This window comes from Anaerovibrio lipolyticus DSM 3074, from assembly GCF_900141865.1.
Lineage (GTDB): Bacteria > Bacillota > Negativicutes > Selenomonadales > Selenomonadaceae > Anaerovibrio > Anaerovibrio lipolyticus.
Genome location: NZ_FQYW01000004.1, coordinates 62172 through 80001, shown reverse-complemented (window position 1 = coordinate 80001; position 17830 = coordinate 62172). Strand labels below are relative to the sequence as shown.

At 45.5% G+C, this 17830-nt stretch carries 20 protein-coding genes; all 20 read left to right on the top strand.

The genetic code is table 11. The features are described 5' to 3' along the window. Positions 1-2 precede the first annotated feature (2 nt). Positions 3-1397, top strand: a complete 1395-nt coding sequence (hslU, locus tag B6K08_RS01530) for an ATP-dependent protease ATPase subunit HslU (protein ID WP_027397497.1) — start codon at positions 3-5, stop codon at positions 1395-1397. 168 nt (positions 1398-1565) lie between these two features. After that, entirely contained in the window at positions 1566-2357 is a 792-nt protein-coding gene (codY, locus tag B6K08_RS01525; protein ID WP_027397498.1) for a GTP-sensing pleiotropic transcriptional regulator CodY, read from the top strand. A gap of 307 nt (positions 2358-2664) precedes the next feature. Beyond that, positions 2665-3078 carry a flagellar basal body rod protein FlgB gene (gene flgB, locus B6K08_RS01520; RefSeq protein ID WP_027397499.1) on the top strand — a complete coding sequence of 138 codons (414 nt, stop codon included), beginning with the start codon at positions 2665-2667 and terminating at the stop codon, positions 3076-3078. A 55-nt stretch (positions 3079-3133) separates the two neighbouring features. Further along, positions 3134-3592, top strand: a complete 459-nt coding sequence (gene flgC, locus B6K08_RS01515) for a flagellar basal body rod protein FlgC (RefSeq protein WP_027397500.1) — start codon at positions 3134-3136, stop codon at positions 3590-3592. A gap of 13 nt (positions 3593-3605) precedes the next feature. Further along, complete coding sequence (gene fliE, locus B6K08_RS01510; RefSeq protein ID WP_039207813.1) at positions 3606-3908, top strand: flagellar hook-basal body complex protein FliE; 303 nt, start codon at positions 3606-3608, stop codon at positions 3906-3908. 44 nt (positions 3909-3952) lie between these two features. Next, positions 3953-5542 carry a flagellar basal-body MS-ring/collar protein FliF gene (gene fliF / locus B6K08_RS01505; RefSeq protein ID WP_039207815.1) on the top strand — a complete coding sequence of 530 codons (1590 nt, stop codon included), beginning with the start codon at positions 3953-3955 and terminating at the stop codon, positions 5540-5542. Positions 5543-5553: 11 nt separating this feature from the next. After that, positions 5554-6570: a flagellar motor switch protein FliG gene (gene fliG, locus B6K08_RS01500; RefSeq protein WP_080325252.1), complete on the top strand. Its 1017-nt coding sequence runs from the start codon at positions 5554-5556 to the stop codon at positions 6568-6570. A gap of 1 nt (position 6571) precedes the next feature. Then, positions 6572-7354, top strand: coding sequence for a FliH/SctL family protein (locus tag B6K08_RS01495; RefSeq protein ID WP_159446664.1), 783 nt, complete (start codon positions 6572-6574; stop codon positions 7352-7354). Then, positions 7354-8661 carry a flagellar protein export ATPase FliI gene (gene fliI, locus B6K08_RS01490; RefSeq protein ID WP_039205750.1) on the top strand — a complete coding sequence of 436 codons (1308 nt, stop codon included), beginning with the start codon at positions 7354-7356 and terminating at the stop codon, positions 8659-8661. The genes B6K08_RS01495 and fliI overlap by 1 nt, the downstream gene beginning before the upstream one ends. Positions 8662-8685: 24 nt before the next feature. Next, positions 8686-9135, top strand: a complete 450-nt coding sequence (fliJ, locus tag B6K08_RS01485; protein ID WP_039205752.1) for a flagellar export protein FliJ — start codon at positions 8686-8688, stop codon at positions 9133-9135. A 29-nt stretch (positions 9136-9164) separates the two neighbouring features. Beyond that, the gene (locus tag B6K08_RS01480; RefSeq protein WP_039205753.1) at positions 9165-9731 is read left to right on the top strand and encodes a lytic transglycosylase domain-containing protein; all 567 of its coding nucleotides are present in this window, start codon (positions 9165-9167) and stop codon (positions 9729-9731) included. A gap of 21 nt (positions 9732-9752) precedes the next feature. Beyond that, the gene (locus B6K08_RS01475; RefSeq protein ID WP_052211690.1) at positions 9753-10376 is read left to right on the top strand and encodes a MotE family protein; all 624 of its coding nucleotides are present in this window, start codon (positions 9753-9755) and stop codon (positions 10374-10376) included. 131 nt (positions 10377-10507) lie between these two features. Beyond that, positions 10508-12151, top strand: a complete 1644-nt coding sequence (locus tag B6K08_RS01470) for a flagellar hook-length control protein FliK (RefSeq protein ID WP_052211692.1) — start codon at positions 10508-10510, stop codon at positions 12149-12151. Positions 12152-12174: 23 nt separating this feature from the next. Then, positions 12175-12672, top strand: coding sequence for a flagellar hook capping FlgD N-terminal domain-containing protein (locus tag B6K08_RS01465; RefSeq protein ID WP_039205755.1), 498 nt, complete (start codon positions 12175-12177; stop codon positions 12670-12672). An 18-nt stretch (positions 12673-12690) separates the two neighbouring features. Then, on the top strand, positions 12691-13083 hold the full coding sequence (locus B6K08_RS01460; protein WP_039205756.1) for a TIGR02530 family flagellar biosynthesis protein: 393 nt from the start codon (positions 12691-12693) through the stop codon (positions 13081-13083). Between the two features lie 92 nt (positions 13084-13175). After that, complete coding sequence (locus B6K08_RS01455; RefSeq protein ID WP_039205758.1) at positions 13176-14579, top strand: flagellar hook protein FlgE; 1404 nt, start codon at positions 13176-13178, stop codon at positions 14577-14579. A 110-nt stretch (positions 14580-14689) separates the two neighbouring features. After that, on the top strand, positions 14690-14887 hold the full coding sequence (locus B6K08_RS01450; protein ID WP_027407324.1) for a flagellar FlbD family protein: 198 nt from the start codon (positions 14690-14692) through the stop codon (positions 14885-14887). A gap of 107 nt (positions 14888-14994) precedes the next feature. Further along, positions 14995-15513 (top strand): flagellar basal body-associated FliL family protein, encoded by a 519-nt coding sequence (locus B6K08_RS01445; protein WP_027397513.1) that lies wholly within the window; start codon positions 14995-14997, stop codon positions 15511-15513. A gap of 45 nt (positions 15514-15558) precedes the next feature. Beyond that, a complete protein-coding gene (gene fliM, locus B6K08_RS01440) occupies positions 15559-16566 on the top strand; it encodes a flagellar motor switch protein FliM (RefSeq protein ID WP_039205760.1) in 1008 nt (335 codons plus the stop codon). Further along, complete coding sequence (gene fliY, locus B6K08_RS01435) at positions 16559-17827, top strand: flagellar motor switch phosphatase FliY (RefSeq protein WP_039205762.1); 1269 nt, start codon at positions 16559-16561, stop codon at positions 17825-17827. The genes fliM and fliY overlap by 8 nt, the downstream gene beginning before the upstream one ends. Positions 17828-17830 lie beyond the last annotated feature (3 nt).

Genomic DNA, 17830 nt, shown 5'->3' with positions numbered 1-17830 from the left:
AAATGAATGAACAGACTCCAAAGCAAATTGTTGAGGAATTAGATAAATATATAGTAGGGCAGAAGGCAGCCAAGCGTTCTGTGGCGATTGCTCTTAGAAATCGTTGGCGCAGCCGTCAGCTTGACAGCGAAAGCATGAAGGATGATATTATTCCAAAGAATATCCTTATGATTGGCTCCACAGGTGTGGGAAAAACTGAAATCGCCCGCCGTCTGGCCAAAATGGTAAAGGCTCCATTCATTAAGGTGGAGGCCACCAAGTTTACTGAGGTTGGTTATGTAGGCCGTGACGTGGAATCTATTATCCGCGATTTGGCTGAGACCTCCGTGCGTATGGTACGTTCTTCCCGTTTGGAGGAGGTACAGGAGAAGGCTGCGGAAATGGCAGAGGAGCGAATTCTTGATGTTATGGTGCCACAGCCAAAGAAATCTGTGGTGAATCCATTTGGTCAGCTCTTTGGCAGCTCCAATGATGAGGAAGCCGAGGGGAATTCTGATGAGGAACCAAAGCAGTACCAGGCAGGACGTGAATGGTGCCGTAAAAAGCTCCTGGCCGGTGAGTACGAAGACAAGATGATTGAAATTGATATTGAGGATAACAATAAGCCAATGGTGGGTATGTTTGCGGGTTCTTCTTTAGAGGGAATGGGTGACAATATTCAGGATATTATTGGCAGCATGATGCCAAAGAAGCACAAAAAGCGTAAGGTTACTGTGGAGGCAGCCCGTAAGCTGTTCCAGCAGGAAGAAGCCATGAAGCTTGTTGATATGGAAGAGGTTACCGAGGAAGCCGTAAAGGTGGCAGAAACCAGCGGTATCGTATTTCTTGATGAGATTGACAAGGTGGCCTCCAGCGGTGGTCATGGCAGTAATCATGACGTGGCCCGTGACGGCGTACAGCGTGATATCCTGCCAATCGTTGAAGGCTCCACTGTAATGACCAAGTATGGTCCTGTAAAGACTGACCATATACTCTTTATTGCCGCCGGTGCTTTCCACACTTCCAAGCCATCTGATTTAATTCCGGAGCTTCAGGGCCGCTTCCCAATTCGCGTGGAGCTTACTTCCTTGGACAAGGAAGATTTCAAGCGGATTCTCACTGAGCCACAGAATGCCCTTATTAAGCAGTATAAGGCTCTTATGGGGACTGAAGGTATCGATTTGGAATTTACCGATGAGGCTATTGATTGTCTGGCAAAGCTGGCCTGCGATGTAAACAACCAGAATGAAAATATAGGTGCCCGTCGCCTTCACACTATTTTGGAGAAGCTGCTGGAAAATCTTTCCTTCGATGCACCTGATCTGGAGGAAAAGCATGTGGTTGTGGATGAGGCCTATGTCAAGGAAGCACTTTCTGAGATTGTTGTTAATCAGGATGTGAGCCAGTTTATTCTCTGATAATGGGAAAAACTGGAATACGTAAGTGTATCAAAAAAGAAGAATATTTAAAATATAAATAATTAAAACAAAAATAATCACAATTTTATGTGATTATTTTTGTTTTTTGTGGTAAAATAAATTGCACTAAAAAGGAAAAAGATAAAATTAACTAGGAGGTAAAAGAGTATGGCTACTCTTTTGGAGAGAACAAGAAAAATTAACAGAGTATTGCAGCGGTTCCACAATGTAGAATACAAGGAAATTGCCACGGTGCTCAGCAATGTTATTGATGCAAATGTATATATTGTAGATACAGATGGCAGTATTTATGGCTATGCGTTTCAGGATGATTTTGAATGCGATTTGATGGTTGACAATGTAGTGGCTGTGGGAAAATTCCCACGCCATTATGTAAACTGGCTCAACAAGATTGATGAGACCTCTGCCAACCTTCGTTCCAAGTCCGGTCTCTGTGCTTTTGTGGATGACAGTGAGACCAAGTGCAAGTTCCATGGAAAGAATACCACCATTGTTCCTATTTATGGCGTAGGTGAGCGTATTGGTACCCTGGTGGTGGCACGATACAATGAGGATTTTACCAATGATGACCTTCTCCTGGCAGAGTACAGTGCAGCCGTAGTGGGTATGGAAATGCTCCATGATCGTTCCAGAAAAAATCAGGAAGAGACTCAGAAGAAGGAAAATGTCCGCATGGCTCTGGGAACTTTGTCCATATCTGAAGCACTTGCCACTATAGAAATCTTCCGTGAACTGGGAGGCAAGGATGGCGCCGTTAACGCCTCCAAGATTGCCGCTAACCTGGATATTACCCGTTCCGTAATCGTTAATGCCCTTCGCAAGCTGGAGTCTGCTGGTGTTGTTGAACCAAAGTCCCAGGGAATGAAGGGAACTCATATTAAGGTACTGAATGAGTATCTGTGGAAGGGTATTGAAGAATTGGCAAAAGAAGCTGAATGATGGCAATGGATTGTTATCATTAGTGACGATTTTAATAGCAAGGAGCTTGTTATCTTTAGGTTACAATCTCCTTGTTATTTTTTTTAGAAAAAATATAATTAAAATTAACTAAAACTAGTTATAAAGTATGGTGGACAATAGTCACATTTCCTCGTAATTTATGGAAAAAGTATGAAAAAATCTTCTTGATTCCCAATAAATATGTTAGAATAGACAAGGATTTTTTAATTATATGTAGAATTGTAGTAATATATCGAATTGTGCCTAATTGCGTTATAAGATAATTTTTTTAGGAGGATATGACCCCATGTTGGACCAGATTTTTAATACTTCTACTATGGATTATCTGTCCCGAGGTATGTCAGCAGCAAACCTCAGACATGAAGTAATCAGTAACAATATAGCCAACGTAAATACTCCTAAGTTTAAGAAAAGCGACGTTGTATTTGAAAGTCTGTTGGCCAAGGAAATGGGCCTGGATAAAAAGCTGGGTCTTGAAATGGTGCGTACCCATGACCGCCATTTGCCTATTCCTATGAGGGAGCGGGCAGAGGCTACTGTTGTTATGGACGAAAGTACCACAATGAGAACAGATAAGAATAATGTTGATATTGATAAGGAAATGGCAAATATGGCCAAGAACCAGATTTATTATAATGCCATGACCAAGGAAATGGGCAGCTTTATTCAGAAGCTGAAGACTACCATTACCAGCAAGTAAAATAGCAAATAATTAAATTCTTTCATTATATGTATTACAGAATGGAGAACAGCTTATGAGTATGTTTGGTGGCATAGATGCGGCTGCTTCTGGTTTGACAGCTGAGCGTCTCAGAATGGATGTTATATCCAACAACATTGCTAATGTTAATACTACCCGTACTGAGAATGGTACACCGTTCAAGCGTAAGTTCGTGGTATTTGAACCTAGAGAAATGCACAACAAGAATTTTGCCAGAGTTCTCTCCGGTGAAATTTCCAAGTCTGAATTTGGCAAAAAAAGTGGCGATGGCGTTCGCGCTGTGGCTATTCAGGAGGATCCAAGCCAGGGCAAGCTGGTATATGATCCGGGACATCCCGATGCAAATGCAGATGGTTATGTTGAGTTGCCAAATGTTAATATTGTAAATGAAATGGTAGATATGATTACTGCCTCCCGCGCTTATGAGGCCAATGTTACTACCATTAACGCAGCGAAGAGTATGGCTACACAGGCCTTGAGTATCAGCAAATAAATGATGTGACATGATGCAGATAGAAGCATTAAAAATGACTCCGGTTTCTATGCATGCTGAGAGTCATTTGGGTGAGACCCAGGAAGCTCCTGTAGTCAAGACCTTTGGAGAATATCTTGGGGATGCCTTGGGCAAGGTAAATTCCTTGGAACACGAATCAGAGAAGATGAATGCCCTGCTGGCAGCCGGCCAGGTAGAAGATATATCTCAGGTTGTAGTGGCAGCTGAAAAGGCTGATATTGCACTACAGCTTACCCTTCAAGTTCGTAACAGAGCTGTGGAAGCTTATCAGGAAATTATGCGTATGCAGGTATAATTACTTGATAAAATTAGGCAAAACACAGCGAAGGGATTGAGATAATGGGCGAGTGGAAAGAAAAATACCTTCAGCTTTGGGAAAAAACCACTAAAAAACAGCGTTATTTGGCCATCGGCGGTATTGTACTGCTGGTGCTTCTGATTATTGGTGCCAGCTTCATGTATGGCGGCAAGCCTGATATGGTTCCACTGTTTACAAATATGGAAACAAAGGATGCTGGCGAAGTAGCGGCAAAGCTCAAGGAAGACAAAATAGAATACGAGGTTCAGGAGACTAAGCAGGGCACCACGATTTTGGTTCCCTCTGCCAATGTTCATGAAGCCAGACTGCAACTTGCTACCGAGGGACTTCCTCATGGTAACAAGGGTTTTGAGATATTTGATGATAGCAAGCTGGGCGTTACCGAGTTCCAGAACAAGGTCAACTATCTCCAGGCGTTGCAGGGCGAGCTGACCCGTACTATTGAACAGATTGAGGCTGTAGAGAAGGCCAGAGTACATATTGTACTCCCGGAGGACAGCCTTTATAAGAAGAATGAAAAACCAGCAACAGCATCCATTATGCTGAAGCTGAAGGCAAACACTCAGTTAAACAAAAAAGAAATAAAGGGCATTGTTAACCTGGCTTCCAACAGTATCCAGGGTCTTTCGCCTGAAAATATTACTGTAGTCGACGAAACTGGTAAAATTCTCAACGATCCAGATGATGAAGAGGAAAATAACGTAAGCGTCAAGACCATGACTCAGCTGGAAATGACCCGCAAGGTTCAGGACCGTATGCAGAAGGACGTTCAGACCATGCTGGATCAGGCCTTGGGCGAGGGACGTTCCTATGTCCGTGTCAATGTGGAGCTTGACTTTGACCAGCGTCAGACTGACACTCAGACATTTACTCCTGTAGTAGATGATTCTGGTATTATTCGCAGTGAGCAGACTGTCAATGAGTCATATAATGGTACCTCCAATGCTCCAGGTGGTCCAGCTGGTACACAGTCCAACGTACCGGGGTATGTGGCTACTGAGAATAATTCCAATGCTGAGTATGCCAAAAAGGAAACCACCAAGAACTACGAAATTAACGAAGCCAAGGCAAAGACCATTGCTTCACCTGGCTCCATTAAGCGTGTAAATATTGCCGTTCTGGTAAATGACGATATTACTCCTGCCCAGCAGGAAAGCATTTCCCGTTCTGTATCCTCTGCCGTTGGTATCAATCCGGAACGTGGCGACACAGTGTCCGTTGAGCCATTGCCATTCAGCACTGAACTGGCTGATAGACGCGCAGCTGAGGAACAGGCAGAAAGGGATCGTCAGGCCAGAAATATGTATATTGCCATCGGCCTGATACTCCTGATAATTGCTCTTATCGTTGGCTTCTATATCAGAAGAAAGCGGGAAAAGGAGCGTTTGGCAAGGGAGGCTGCCGAGGAACAGGCAAGACTGGAAGAGGAAGAGAGATTGCGTTTGGAAGCAGAACGTGCTGCTGCTATTGAAGCTGGTACTGTTGAGCCGGACGAGCTCACTCCAGAGGAGCAGGAACATATCAACGAGCGCCAAGTTATCGAGGAACTCATCCGTACCAAACCTGCCGAGATTGCTTTGCTTGTTAAGACTTGGCTGTCGGAGGACTAAAGACTATGGATATGTATGGTGATAAAGAACCAGAAATGACAAATCAGCAAAAAGCTGCGATTTTGTTTATAACCCTCGGCCCAGAATATTCTGCCATGCTGTTCAAGCATATGAACGATGAAGAAATTGAAAAGCTTACATTGGAAATTGCCAATCAGAAGCAGATTTCTCCAGAACAGAAAAGAGCCGTAATCAGTGAATTTTATCAGATGGCCATGGCCAAGAGCTACTTGTCCTCCGGTGGTCTGGAATATGCACAGAGCGTACTGGAAAAAGCCCTGGGCTCCGAAAAGGCGTCTGCTATAATCAGTCGTCTTACTACCAGCCTTCAGGTGCGTCCATTTGACTTCCTGCATAAGACTGACCCAAGCCAGCTGTTAAACTTTATTCAAAATGAGCATCCTCAGACCATAGCCCTGATTATGGCCTATCTTGATCCGGATCAGGCTGCTACCATTCTGTCCTCACTTCCGGCAGAGCGGCAGGCTGAGGTTGCCAAGAGAATTGCCATCATGGACCGTACATCACCGGATGTACTCCGTGAGGTGGAAAGAGTTTTGGAGCGCAAGCTGTCTGCTCTGGTAACTCAGGACTTCACCGATGCCGGTGGTGTAAAGGCTATCGTAGAAGTGCTGAACCGTGTAGACCGTGCTACAGAGAAGGGTATCGTGGATGCCCTGGAAGTGGACAACCCAGAGCTCACCGAGGAAATCAAGAAGCTCATGTTCGTATTCGAGGACATTGTAATGATCGACGACCGTTCCCTTCAGATGGTACTCCGCGAGGTGGATACCAAGGACCTTTCCTTGGCCCTCAAGGCTACCAATTCCGATGTTCAGGGCAAGGTCTTCAAGAATATGTCCAAGCGTGCCGGCGATATGCTGCGTGAAGAAATCGAGTTCATGGGCCCTGTTAAGATTCGCGACGTTGAGGAAGCTCAGCAGCGTATCGTAAATGTCATCCGTCGTCTGGAAGAAAAGGGCGAGATTGTTATTTCCCGTGGAAAGGGTGACGAAATGATTGTCTAGGGTGCTGAAAGGTGTAGTCTGGAAGGATGATCCCCATATAGTGGAGACTCCCAAGTTTGAGCGTCCCAAGGAGCAGGCGGAAGAAGATTCTCCGGAGATGAGCGAAGAAGCTCGTGAAAATATGTTGGCCAACATCCGCCGTAAGGAGGAGGCGGCCATTCAAAAGCTCAAGGATGCTGAAATAGCCAGTGAGATCACAAGACAGGAAGCCCGGGTTGAGGCAGAGAAAATTATTTCTGAAGCTACCACCCAGGCGGATAAGATAAAAGATGAAGCTAGGGAAGCCGGAAGACAGGAAGGCATTGAAGCCGGCCGTCAGGAGGGCATGGAGCAGATCAAAGAGGAACAGCAACATATCATTGTTGATGCCAATGCCAAAGCTGAGAACACCATAAAGGTGGCCCAGCAGGAGGCTCTTGGTTATGTAACAAAGGCAGAAAATACCATTGCTGAAATGGTCATTGAAATTGCCAATAAAGTCATTCCCCAGCATTTTATTGATATACCACAGATGGTGTTGCCATTGGTGCAAAATGCCATCGAAAAGGTCAAGGACCAGCCCCAGATTACTGTCAGGGTTTGCCCTGAGGCCTATGAATTGGTGCTTATGGCCCGCTCCGATTACCTTACCACCATGGAGGGAAAGTGTGAGCTGACCATTGAATCCGATGAAACCTTGAAATTAGGTGATGTGGTTGTTGAGTCACCTAATGGAACTATAGATGCCAGGCTGAGCACTCAGCTTGAAGTAATTGAGCAGTCTATTAGGGATGTTATGAAATAATGGAAATCAACCTGAAAAAGTTTACTAACGCAGTTGAAAACAGCAAGCCTATGCGTATGATAGGCAAGGTGGTACAGATGGTTGGTCTGGTTATTGAGTGCCAGGGACCAAATGTCAGCATGGGGGAATTGTGCTATGTTAAGTCGCATTTTCCCGATGTGGAGCCAGTTCCTTCTGAAGTAGTAGGCTTTCGGGATGGTAAGGTTCTTCTCATGCCTTTGGGTGATTCCAAGGGTATCGGACCAGGCTGTGAGGTTGTATCCGCCCAAAAGGTTCTCCAAGTCAAGGTTGGCCCGGAGCTTTTGGGGAGGGTAATCGATGGCCTGGGAAATCCTATAGATGGCAAGGGTCCTATCCTTTGCAAGGAGGAATATCCCCTACAGGCTGATCCGCCGGCCCCTCTTGACAGGCCGGTTATCAAGGAGTCCCTTTATGTTGGTGTAAGGGCCATTGATGGCCTTATAACCATGGGACAGGGCCAGCGAATTGGTATTATGGCCGGCAGTGGTGTTGGTAAATCCACCCTTCTGTCCATGATAGCCCGTAATACCGAAGCCGACATCAGTGTAATATCACTGGTGGGGGAGCGTGGCCGTGAGGTAAAGGAGTTTATCGAGCGTGATTTGGGTGAAGAGGGCTTAAAGCGTTCTGTAGTAGTAGTAGCTACATCAGATAAGCCTGCACTGGTGCGCATCAAAGGTGCCATGACAGCCACTGCTATTGCGGAGTATTTCCGCGACAGAGGCCGTAAGGTTATCCTTATGATGGACTCAGTAACCCGATTTGCCATGGCACAGCGCGAGGTGGGACTTACCGTTGGTGAGCCACCAGCCACAAGAGGCTATACACCGTCAGTATTCGCCCTTCTCCCAAGACTTTTGGAGAGAGCCGGTACCAGTGAAAAGGGTTCCATAACCGGGATTTATACTGTACTGGTTGATGGTGATGATATGAATGAGCCAATAGCCGATGCGGTGCGAAGTATTCTGGATGGTCATATTGTGCTTTCAAGAAATATTGCGGCCCAGAACCACTTCCCAGCCATAGATGTATTAGCCAGCGTATCCCGTGTAATGTCAGCCGTTGTGCCGGATGAACACATGGAGGCCAACCGAAAGCTAAGGGCCCTTATGGCAGTATATAAGGATGCCGAGGATTTGATACACATTGGTGCTTACGTCAAGGGCTCCAGCCCGAAAATTGACGAAGCCATACAGAAAATAGATGCCATAAATGACTTCCTTTGTCAGGGGGTATTCGAGGTTCAGAGCTTCGATGAAACCATAGAGAGATTGGAAGCCATTTAGTATAGACGGTGGAGGCAGTGAAACATGAAAAAGTTTCGGTTCCAGTTGGAAACCCTTCTGAAGGTTACCAAAATGAATAAGGACCAGGCCCAGGTTGAACTGGCCACCGCCACCAAAAAGGTTGAAGAAGCAAGACATCACCTGGAGGAATTGCTGGAGCAGATGGCCCAGGGGCATAAGGATTACGATGCCCTTACCAGCAAGGGAACCATCACCGTGGGAACGCTGATGACCTATAACAGCTTCTTCAACTATAAGCGAGAACAGATAGAACAACAGCAGCATTACATTATGGAATGTCAGGCGGAAAGGCAGAAACGCATGGCAGAGCTGGTGAAGATAATGAATAAGCTTAAGAGCATTGAACAGCTGAAGGAAAAACGGTTCCAGCAATACATGGCTGAGGTTCTCTTTGAGGAACAGAAGGTGCTGGATGAAATCGGCGGTCAGCTCTATTTCCGAAATATGGGTTAACACATCTGTATATGTAAAGGTGATTTAATATGATGAGAATAGAAGGGCTGGAAAGCGTTGTCCAGCGCATTAATGAACTTAATGATAGATTTGGTATCAGCAAGCCTGCCTACAATGCCAATGCTTCCGGGAAAAACTCCTTTGCTGCAGAGCTGAAGGCAGCGGAGGGCAAGCTGGACCCTACCAAGGATTTTAGTGGCACCAAGGTGGAGGCCACCTCCTTTGGAGGAGATACCTCTGCACTTATAAATGAAGCTGCCTCCAAGTATCATGTTGATCCGCGTCTTGTGGCAGCCATTGCCCAGACTGAATCCGGTGGCAATCAGGAGGCCGTATCCTCTGCAGGAGCTGTTGGCATTATGCAGCTTATGCCGGACACTGCTGCAGCTTTGGGCGTTGACCCATATAACAAGCAGCAGAACATTGATGGTGGTGCCAAGTATATAAAGGAAATGCTTGATACCTTCAATGGGGATGTGAAGAAGGCCGTGGCCGCATACAATGCCGGTCCTCAGGCCGTTAAGGATTATGGTGGGGTTCCTCCGTATATTGAGACCCAAAATTATGTAAATAAGGTACTGGATATTTATCGATAATAGATATATAGGGTGGATTTAATGGACGAGAATCAGAACGGCGAAGCTGGGAAAAAGCCAAGTAAATTCAAAAAAATATTGAAGTTTCTTCTGATAGCCCTGGTGCTGTTTATAATAATCATTGCTGGCTTCTTTTTAGGCATCTATTTCAGAATCATTGACACCAATGAAGCTAATGAAAAATATGGTCTTTATGAGCTGCCGATTATAGGAGAATATTTTGTAAGACCGGTAGAAGATGGTGAGTCATCTGTGGATGAGGCGGAAAAGCGTACCGAAACCAAGAAGGATGACAAGAAGGCTGATGCTAAAACCAAGTCCAAGCCAGTGGTTCTTTCCAAGGAGGAAATAGAAAAGCAGACCAAGGAAAGACAGGCTGCAGAAAAGAAACGTGTTTCCAAGCTGGCCCGTCTCTACAACGAAATGAAGCCAGAGGAAGCTGCCAAGATATTGGAATCCATGGATGATGATATTGTTATATCCATCCTTCAGCGTATGGACGAGTCCCAGGTATCTCAGGTTCTCACCAAGTTTGATACGGACCGGGCAGCCAATATAACCAAGATTATGTATAACGGCGCACCAAAGCGTGTTATGCAGAATCCACCACAGCCTGGGCAGAATCAGAGTGGTAATCCCGAATAAGGATATAATTAATCAATTAATAATCTTTCTTAATTATGATTTAATCTTCTTTTGATAAAATAATCTTGATGGTTAAGCACTAATACGGTGCCTTCCATATATATTATTCATTTTTTTAAGGAGGTGAATTCATGGGAACAAATGTAAGTACAAATCTCTTTACCGCTGCACCCGCTGCGCCACAGGCCAATGTTCAGCAGAAAAATGTCAACACTGCCTTTGAGGGCCGCAAGGCATCCACTGGCAAGCAGGGCAAGGACTTCTCATCTGAGCTGAAGGACGTTACCAAGGACGCCACCAATGATGCTACTAAGGATGTAGCAAAGGATGACAAGCTGGCCCAGGCTGCCAAGGAGGCTGTAGAAAATCCTGCAGCCGAAAAAGCAGTGCAGAAAAGCTCTGAAAATGCTGATACCACAACAGGTGCTGATGCCAAAGAGGCAGTAGCTGAGGTGGTGGATGAGACAGCAGAGGAAATGACAGCCGAAGCAGTGGCTGCCACTGTGGTTCAGCTTCCACTAGCAGAACTGACAACTTCCACTCAGCAAGTGCAGACTGAGGCAGCTTCAGTGGCATTGGAGCAGCCGGTTCAGCAGATGGCGCAGGTGGATACCACAGCACCAGAGGTTAGCGCAGCAGCCCAGGAATTACAGCAGCCAACAGCAGCTACTCAGCTCCAGCAGCAGTCCATTCAGACTGAGGCAAAGGCTCAGGATACTGCAAAGACAAATGTGGTGGTTAATGATGCTGTAGTAACCGAGGCAGAGGCACAGCCAATGGCTCAAAGTGAAAATACTCAGCCACAGGTGAAGCAGTCAGAGATGCACCAGCCTAAGTCCATTGAGGCACTGTTAAAGCCAGTACAGCCAGTGGAAAAGGTAACCGCACCAGATGGCTCCCAGGTAATGAATTCAGGAGATATGACCAAGGAACAGCAGCTGCTGGCAGTTTTGTCCGGCAGGGTTGTAGCACAGGAAACAAAGGCTGTTGAAACGGCTCCTCAGAAAACTACTGTGGAGGATATGAACAATCTCATTGGTCAGCAGACTCAGGTGGTAGCTGGTAATGATGCCAAGCAGGGCTTAAATCCAGATGGACAGCAGTCCCAGCAGGGCTTACCACAGGCAACAGAAACAGAGACCATGGCGGTACCACAGGCTCAGCCAGCAGAAAGTGAAGAAACAACCTTCACCAACCGTATGGATGCAGCCCAAGCCGCAAATGTTTCCAATGTTCAGACCCAGACCGCTGACAATACAGCCCAGATTCCGGGTCAGCAGAACGTGAGCCAGACCAGAGCTGATTATCAGATTAATCAGCAGATTGTGGAGCAGGCTAGACTTCTCCGTAATGCTGAAAACACCGAAATGGTAATCAAGCTGAATCCAAGACATCTTGGTGATTTGACTCTGAAGGTTGCCGTAAACAGCAACGGCGGTGTAACTGCCACCTTCCACACTGATAACGCTCAAGTTAGGGCAATGCTTGAAACCTCAATGATTCAGCTACAGAAGGAGCTGAACGAGCAGGGCATCAAGGTTGACAGTGTAGAAGTACAGACCGGTCTTTCCGATGGACAGCTACCAGAGGGACAGAGCCAGGGCTATTATCAGCAGCAGCAGGAACAGCAGAATGTCAGAAGCCAGCAGATTGATCTGAAGGATTTTGAGGATGATGTGGAGAATCTTGCAGCAGAGCCGGTAAACAAGGCCACCGAGGTTATTCGCGACAGCGAGGGCAATAAGATTTCCGATGGCGTTGATTACGCAGTATAAAATTTTAGAAAGGAGAGAAATATATGGCAAATTCATTAAATACCATTACTGTAGATGGCAAGACCTATGATCTGGAAACCTACAAGTCCACCCAGGGTGTGAAGGCCTCTGAGGTTGGCAAGAAGAACGAGCTGGACAAGGACGCATTCCTTTCCCTGTTGGTAACCCAGATGCAGTATCAGGATCCCCTTTCTCCAATGGACAACACCGAATATTTGGCACAGCTGGCCCAGTATTCCTCCTTGGAGCAGATGACCAACGTAGCATCCAAGCTGGGTGATGTTTATTCTCTGGTGGAAAACATCGATTCCTCCGTATTGGTGGGGCAGCTTAGTGGCATGATTGGCAAAAATATTCAGTGGTCCGCTGATGGTAAAACCTTCTATGAGGGCAAGGTTAGCGGTGTAAGTGTTACCGATGGCAAAACCTCCGTCCTTGCAACTGTAAAGGGCCCGGATGGTACAGATATGTCCACCAAGGTCGACATAGCACATATAACTCGTGTAGGCGATGGTGTATAAAAGTATTGGAGGCAGAATATGAGTGACCCACGAATTTATTTTCCGTCACAACCCATTTTGCCAGTGGAAAATTCCAGTCTCAATAGTCGCCGAACCAATGCTGGTTCAGCAGTTAACAAGGGAGCATCCTTTGCCAGCTTGTTAAAGGAAAGCTCCAACAAGGTGATGTTTTCAAATCATGCAATTCAGAGACTCAATGACCGTAATCTGAATTTCAGTGAAGAAGACCTTGCGAAGTTGGATGACACGGTAGCCAGGATGGCTGAAAAGGGAGCTAAGGAATCCGTTATCTATATGAATGATGCCGCTTTAGTTGTCAGTGTCGCCAACAGGACTGTAATTACCGCCATGGATGGATCAAGTGCAAAGGAAAACATTTTTACGAATATTGACAGTGCGGCCATATTGTAAGCTTGGACCTATATGGAGAGCTTAAAGGACGGAATGACAGATGTCCTTTACCACACAGCCGCATCAGAACAAGAAAAGGAGATTGATTCATTATGATGCGTTCACTTTTTTCCGGCGTTTCCGGTCTTAAAAATCATCAGACTCGTATGGATGTTATCGGTAACAATATTTCCAATGTAAACACCACTGGTTTTAAATCCTCCCGTGTAAACTTTGAGGATTCCCTTAGCCAGACCCTTACCGCTGCTTCCCAGGCCTCCGGCACCACTGGTGGTACCAACCCTAAGCAGATCGGTCTTGGTTCCAAGATTTCCGCCATTGATGTAAACTTCAAGGACGGCTCCGTACAGAGCACCGGTATAAACACCGATTTGTGCCTTTCCGGTAATGCCCTTTTCGTAGTAAAGCAGGGCAATCAGACCTTCTATACCCGTAATGGTGCTTTTAACTTTGATGCTGAAGGTAATCTGGTCAACGCAGAGGGCCTTTATGTTCAGGGGTATATGAACGCTTCTGCCACTGAGCATAATTCAATTAATACCAACGGTGCTACCTCGTCTATTCAGATTCGCGCCGGTAAGACTATGCCATCTTCTGCAACGAAAAAAGCTGATTATATTAATAATCTTAATGCTACTGCACCGACTATTACAGCAATTTCAGCCACTGATAGTGATGGCAATCAGACAACTGGACTCAACACAGTAACGGTAGGCGGCACCTCTAGTTATATTGCGGCGGTTCTTACTATGTCGGATGGCACTACTCAGACAGTAACATCTGGAACGTATAATAAGAATAATAGTATTCCGTTGTCTACAACGGTTAAAGTTTATGATTCATTGGGGTCTGCTCACGTTGTTCCTATAACTGTTGAAAAAACTGCTGCTAATACCTGGTCTGCTAGATTAGCCCAAGCTACGATTAAAGAGGAGGATGGTTCCATAACTACCTTGACTATGCCTAATGCTGAGATTAAATTCAAGGAAACAGGAGCTTTTGATTCTGGTAGTGCTTCTTTGACATTAGCTTATTCCAATGGTAATGGTGCGGCTGGTCAGACTGTGGCAATTACCTTTGACAAGCTTACCCAGTATGCTAATTCCAGCACCATTAACGCAGAGGCTGATGGCTATGCTTCCGGTACACTGGATACTGTAACTATTGATGAGTCAGGTACTGTAGTAGGCACATATACCAATGGCGTGCTTCGTAAGGAGGCCCAGATTGCCGTAGCCCAGTTTACCAATGCTCCTGGTCTTACCAAGAAGGGTAATTCTCTCTATGTTGAGTCAAATAACTCCGGTACTCCAAATATTGGTACTGCAGGCGGCTTTGGTGCTACCATTACTGCCTCTGCACTGGAAATGTCCAATGTAGATGTGGCCGAGGAATTCAGTAACATGATTATCACCCAGCGTGGTTTCCAGTCCAACTCCAAGATTATAACCGTATCCGACGAGATGCTGGAGAACCTCATCAACATGAAGAGATAATAAATAGGTCTTAGTAATTAGGACTTTAAAAGGGTTTTTCAAATATTTATTGGCAGGTGCTTCCTACACCTGCCAATAAGTATTACAATGTTCTAAGGGGGAGCTTAGTTATGATTAAGCTTACAAGATTTAATTCAGAAAAAAAACAAAAAGCAGAATTTGTACTTAATGCTGAAATAATTGAGACAATAGAGGAAACACCAGATACTGTTATTACCCTCACCAATGGCAAGAAGATTATCGTTGAGGAACCAATGGAAGAGGTTGTCCGCCAGGTGGTAAAGTATAAGAGAGCCTGGTTTAAATAAGTAGTTGTATTTTGCCATAGAATTGGTAAAATATTAATATTGAATATATTTTGATGAGAAAGGATTCTCGTCAATGGTATAGATAAAAAATGAAGGAGTGACATAGAATGGCTGATGAAGAAAAGATCGAGGAACCGGCTCCCGAAGCAGGTGGCAAAAGTAAGAAGTTCCCTATCATTATTGTAGTAGTTCTTATTCTTTTTGGCTTGATACTGGCCGGCGGTATTTCCTTTTTCATTACCACTCAGGTGATGTCCAACGGCTCTAACGTAGCAGGTGGTGAAGTAAAGAATCACGACCCTGGCGTTTTTGTTAAGCTCGGCGATCCCAAGGAAGGTATGATTGTCAATGTTGGTGGCATTAAGGCCAGCAGATTTTTGAAGGTCGGTGTAGTTATGGAGCTGAATCCTGAGAAGGAGGAGGTCGTAAAAGAGGGCAAGCTCGTCCCTATGGCTGAAACCAAGATTATGGACTCCACCCTGCAGATTCTTCGTACTGTAAAGATCGAGGAGCTCGATGCCAACAAGCAGGACGATTTGAAGGCCAAGATTAAGAGTGAGGTAAACAAGGCTCTCGGCGAGGGCAGTGTTTATGATGTTTACATCACCAGCTTTATGCTTCAGTAAAAATGTTACATTATATATATCTTGAGAAGGAAAGGGGGATGAAGCTTGGCAGATGATGTACTCTCACAATCTGAAATAGATAAACTACTGGCCCAGTTCGCTTCTGGTGAAGCCGACGCTGAGGAGATGAAGAAGGAAGAGAACCAGAAAAAGGTTAAAACTTACGACTTCAAGCGTCCAGATAAGTTCTCTAAAGATCAGATTAGAACATTAAATATGCTGCATGACAACTTTGCACGCCTATTTAATACGTACCTGTCCACCTACTTGCGTGCATTGGTATCTGTAGAGGTTGTGTCAGTTGAGCAGTTGACATATCAGGAATTTGTCCAATCGCTTTCAAACCCTAGTGTTATTGGAATATTGGCAGTACCGCCTCTTAAGGGGAATATTATTTTGGAGATGAACTCTGGTATTGCGTTTTCAATTATAGACCGTGTATTTGGCGGTCAAGGAGATAATACCATTAAGCCCCGGGTACTCACTGAGATAGAGGAGGCCGTTATCAGAAGAATTTTTGATAAGGCTTTGGGACATCTCAGAGAAGCGTGGTTCAATGTTGTTCAGTTTAATCCTAAGATGGAGGCAATGGAGTCAAACCCTCAGTTTGCTCAGATTGTACCACCTAGTGACATGGTTGTTATCATTACGCTGAAGACACAGATTGGTTCAGTAGAAGGCTTCTTAAATATTTGTATTCCATACCTTGTACTGGAGCCTATCATGTCCAAGCTGACCACAACCTTCTGGGTATCTGCTAATGTCAGCAAGGAGGATCATCCTGAAAATACTGATATTATCAGAGAGAAGCTTAGGAGGACAAAGGTTCCTGTTATAGTTCAGATGGGACAATTCGATATTTCAGTTCGTGAATTCCTGTCATTAAGCTATGGTGATGTTTTACAGCTGGATACCAAGGTTGATGACGAGCTGAAATGTATTATAGGAAGCGACACAAAATTCTTGTGTCGGCCGGGTACATCCGGCAAACGATCTGCGGTGCAGATTACGAAATTGATTAAGACGGAAGGAGATGAAGGCACTAATGGGTGATATGCTTACACAGGAGGAGATAGATGCGCTGATGAATGGCGGCGGCGGATCTTCTGAAAGCAGTGATCCAGAGCCTACTACTGAGGCGGCACCGGCTCCTTCCGATGCTGGAGCAGATGTTGATGGCATGCTTTCAGATATAGAGAAAGATGCTTTAGGAGAGATTGGTAATATTTCCATGGGCAGTGCGGCCACAACCTTGTCCGTACTCCTTGGCCACAAGGTAAACATTACCACTCCTACTGTTTCCATGGCTACCATGCAGCTCATCAAGGATGAGTACCCAATGCCTTACTTAATAGTCGAGGTAGGATATGTAATTGGTATCAATGGCAACAATATTCTGGCCATTCAGGCCCAGGATGCTTCCATCATTGCCGATTTGATGATGGGCGGTGATGGTCTTAACCCACCTGGAGAACTCACTGAGATTCACATGAGTGCGGTGGGTGAATCCATGAACCAGATGATGGGTACAGTTGCTACCTCATTGTCTACCATGTTCAACAAGAAGATTGATATTTCACCACCAAGGGTAAATTTGGTAGACTTTGGTATGGAGGAAAACAGTGAAGTCACTGAGCTCCTCAGCCAGAGTGAGCCAGTGGCGAAGATATCCTTCCGTATGGAGGTTGATGGTCTTATTGATAGTGAGATCATGCAGATACTTCCAGTAGATGTGGCTAAGGAAATGGTAGAGTTCCTTATGAATGGAGGAGCTCAGCCAGAGGAAGAGCCAGAACCGGAGCCTGCTCCAGCACCAGCAGCACCTGCCCCAGCGGCAGCTCCTGCACCAACACCAGCACCAGCTCCAGCGGCTGCACCACCTCCACCACCACCTCAGGCGGCCCCAATGGCACCGCCACCACCTCAGATGATGGCTACACCACAGCCAATGTACGCTCCACCAGCACAGTATGCAAATTCTGCTGTGGTTGGTGCCGGAGTTCCAGTACAGAGCGCACAGTTTGCTCCTTTGACCAACGAACCTACCGTGGCCAATACAGCAAATATCAGCCTCATTCAGGATGTTCCATTGCAGGTTACTGTTGAATTGGGACGTGCCAAAAAGTCTATTAAGGAGATTTTGGAATTCTCCACTGGTTCGATTATCGAGCTGGACAAATTGGCCGGTGAGCCAGTTGACATTCATGTAAATGGTCAGCTCACAGCCAAGGGCGAAGTTGTTGTAATTGACGAGAACTTTGGCGTTCGTATTACGGAGATTGTAAGTCCTATGGAAAGAGTACAGAGTCTGTAATTC

What these genes read in the sequence shown, in the direction of transcription:
- hslU (WP_027397497.1), top strand. Translation starts at nt 3, where the DNA reads ATGAATGAACAGACTCCAAAGCAAATTGTTGAGGAATTAGATAAATAT.
- codY (WP_027397498.1), top strand. Translation starts at nt 1,566, where the DNA reads ATGGCTACTCTTTTGGAGAGAACAAGAAAAATTAACAGAGTATTGCAG.
- flgB (WP_027397499.1), top strand. Translation starts at nt 2,665, where the DNA reads ATGTTGGACCAGATTTTTAATACTTCTACTATGGATTATCTGTCCCGA.
- flgC (WP_027397500.1), top strand. Translation starts at nt 3,134, where the DNA reads ATGAGTATGTTTGGTGGCATAGATGCGGCTGCTTCTGGTTTGACAGCT.
- fliE (WP_039207813.1), top strand. Translation starts at nt 3,606, where the DNA reads ATGCAGATAGAAGCATTAAAAATGACTCCGGTTTCTATGCATGCTGAG.
- fliF (WP_039207815.1), top strand. Translation starts at nt 3,953, where the DNA reads ATGGGCGAGTGGAAAGAAAAATACCTTCAGCTTTGGGAAAAAACCACT.
- fliG (WP_080325252.1), top strand. Translation starts at nt 5,554, where the DNA reads ATGTATGGTGATAAAGAACCAGAAATGACAAATCAGCAAAAAGCTGCG.
- fliI (WP_039205750.1), top strand. Translation starts at nt 7,354, where the DNA reads ATGGAAATCAACCTGAAAAAGTTTACTAACGCAGTTGAAAACAGCAAG.
- fliJ (WP_039205752.1), top strand. Translation starts at nt 8,686, where the DNA reads ATGAAAAAGTTTCGGTTCCAGTTGGAAACCCTTCTGAAGGTTACCAAA.
- B6K08_RS01480 (WP_039205753.1), top strand. Translation starts at nt 9,165, where the DNA reads ATGATGAGAATAGAAGGGCTGGAAAGCGTTGTCCAGCGCATTAATGAA.
- B6K08_RS01475 (WP_052211690.1), top strand. Translation starts at nt 9,753, where the DNA reads ATGGACGAGAATCAGAACGGCGAAGCTGGGAAAAAGCCAAGTAAATTC.
- B6K08_RS01470 (WP_052211692.1), top strand. Translation starts at nt 10,508, where the DNA reads ATGGGAACAAATGTAAGTACAAATCTCTTTACCGCTGCACCCGCTGCG.
- B6K08_RS01465 (WP_039205755.1), top strand. Translation starts at nt 12,175, where the DNA reads ATGGCAAATTCATTAAATACCATTACTGTAGATGGCAAGACCTATGAT.
- B6K08_RS01460 (WP_039205756.1), top strand. Translation starts at nt 12,691, where the DNA reads ATGAGTGACCCACGAATTTATTTTCCGTCACAACCCATTTTGCCAGTG.
- B6K08_RS01455 (WP_039205758.1), top strand. Translation starts at nt 13,176, where the DNA reads ATGATGCGTTCACTTTTTTCCGGCGTTTCCGGTCTTAAAAATCATCAG.
- B6K08_RS01450 (WP_027407324.1), top strand. Translation starts at nt 14,690, where the DNA reads ATGATTAAGCTTACAAGATTTAATTCAGAAAAAAAACAAAAAGCAGAA.
- B6K08_RS01445 (WP_027397513.1), top strand. Translation starts at nt 14,995, where the DNA reads ATGGCTGATGAAGAAAAGATCGAGGAACCGGCTCCCGAAGCAGGTGGC.
- fliY (WP_039205762.1), top strand. Translation starts at nt 16,559, where the DNA reads ATGGGTGATATGCTTACACAGGAGGAGATAGATGCGCTGATGAATGGC.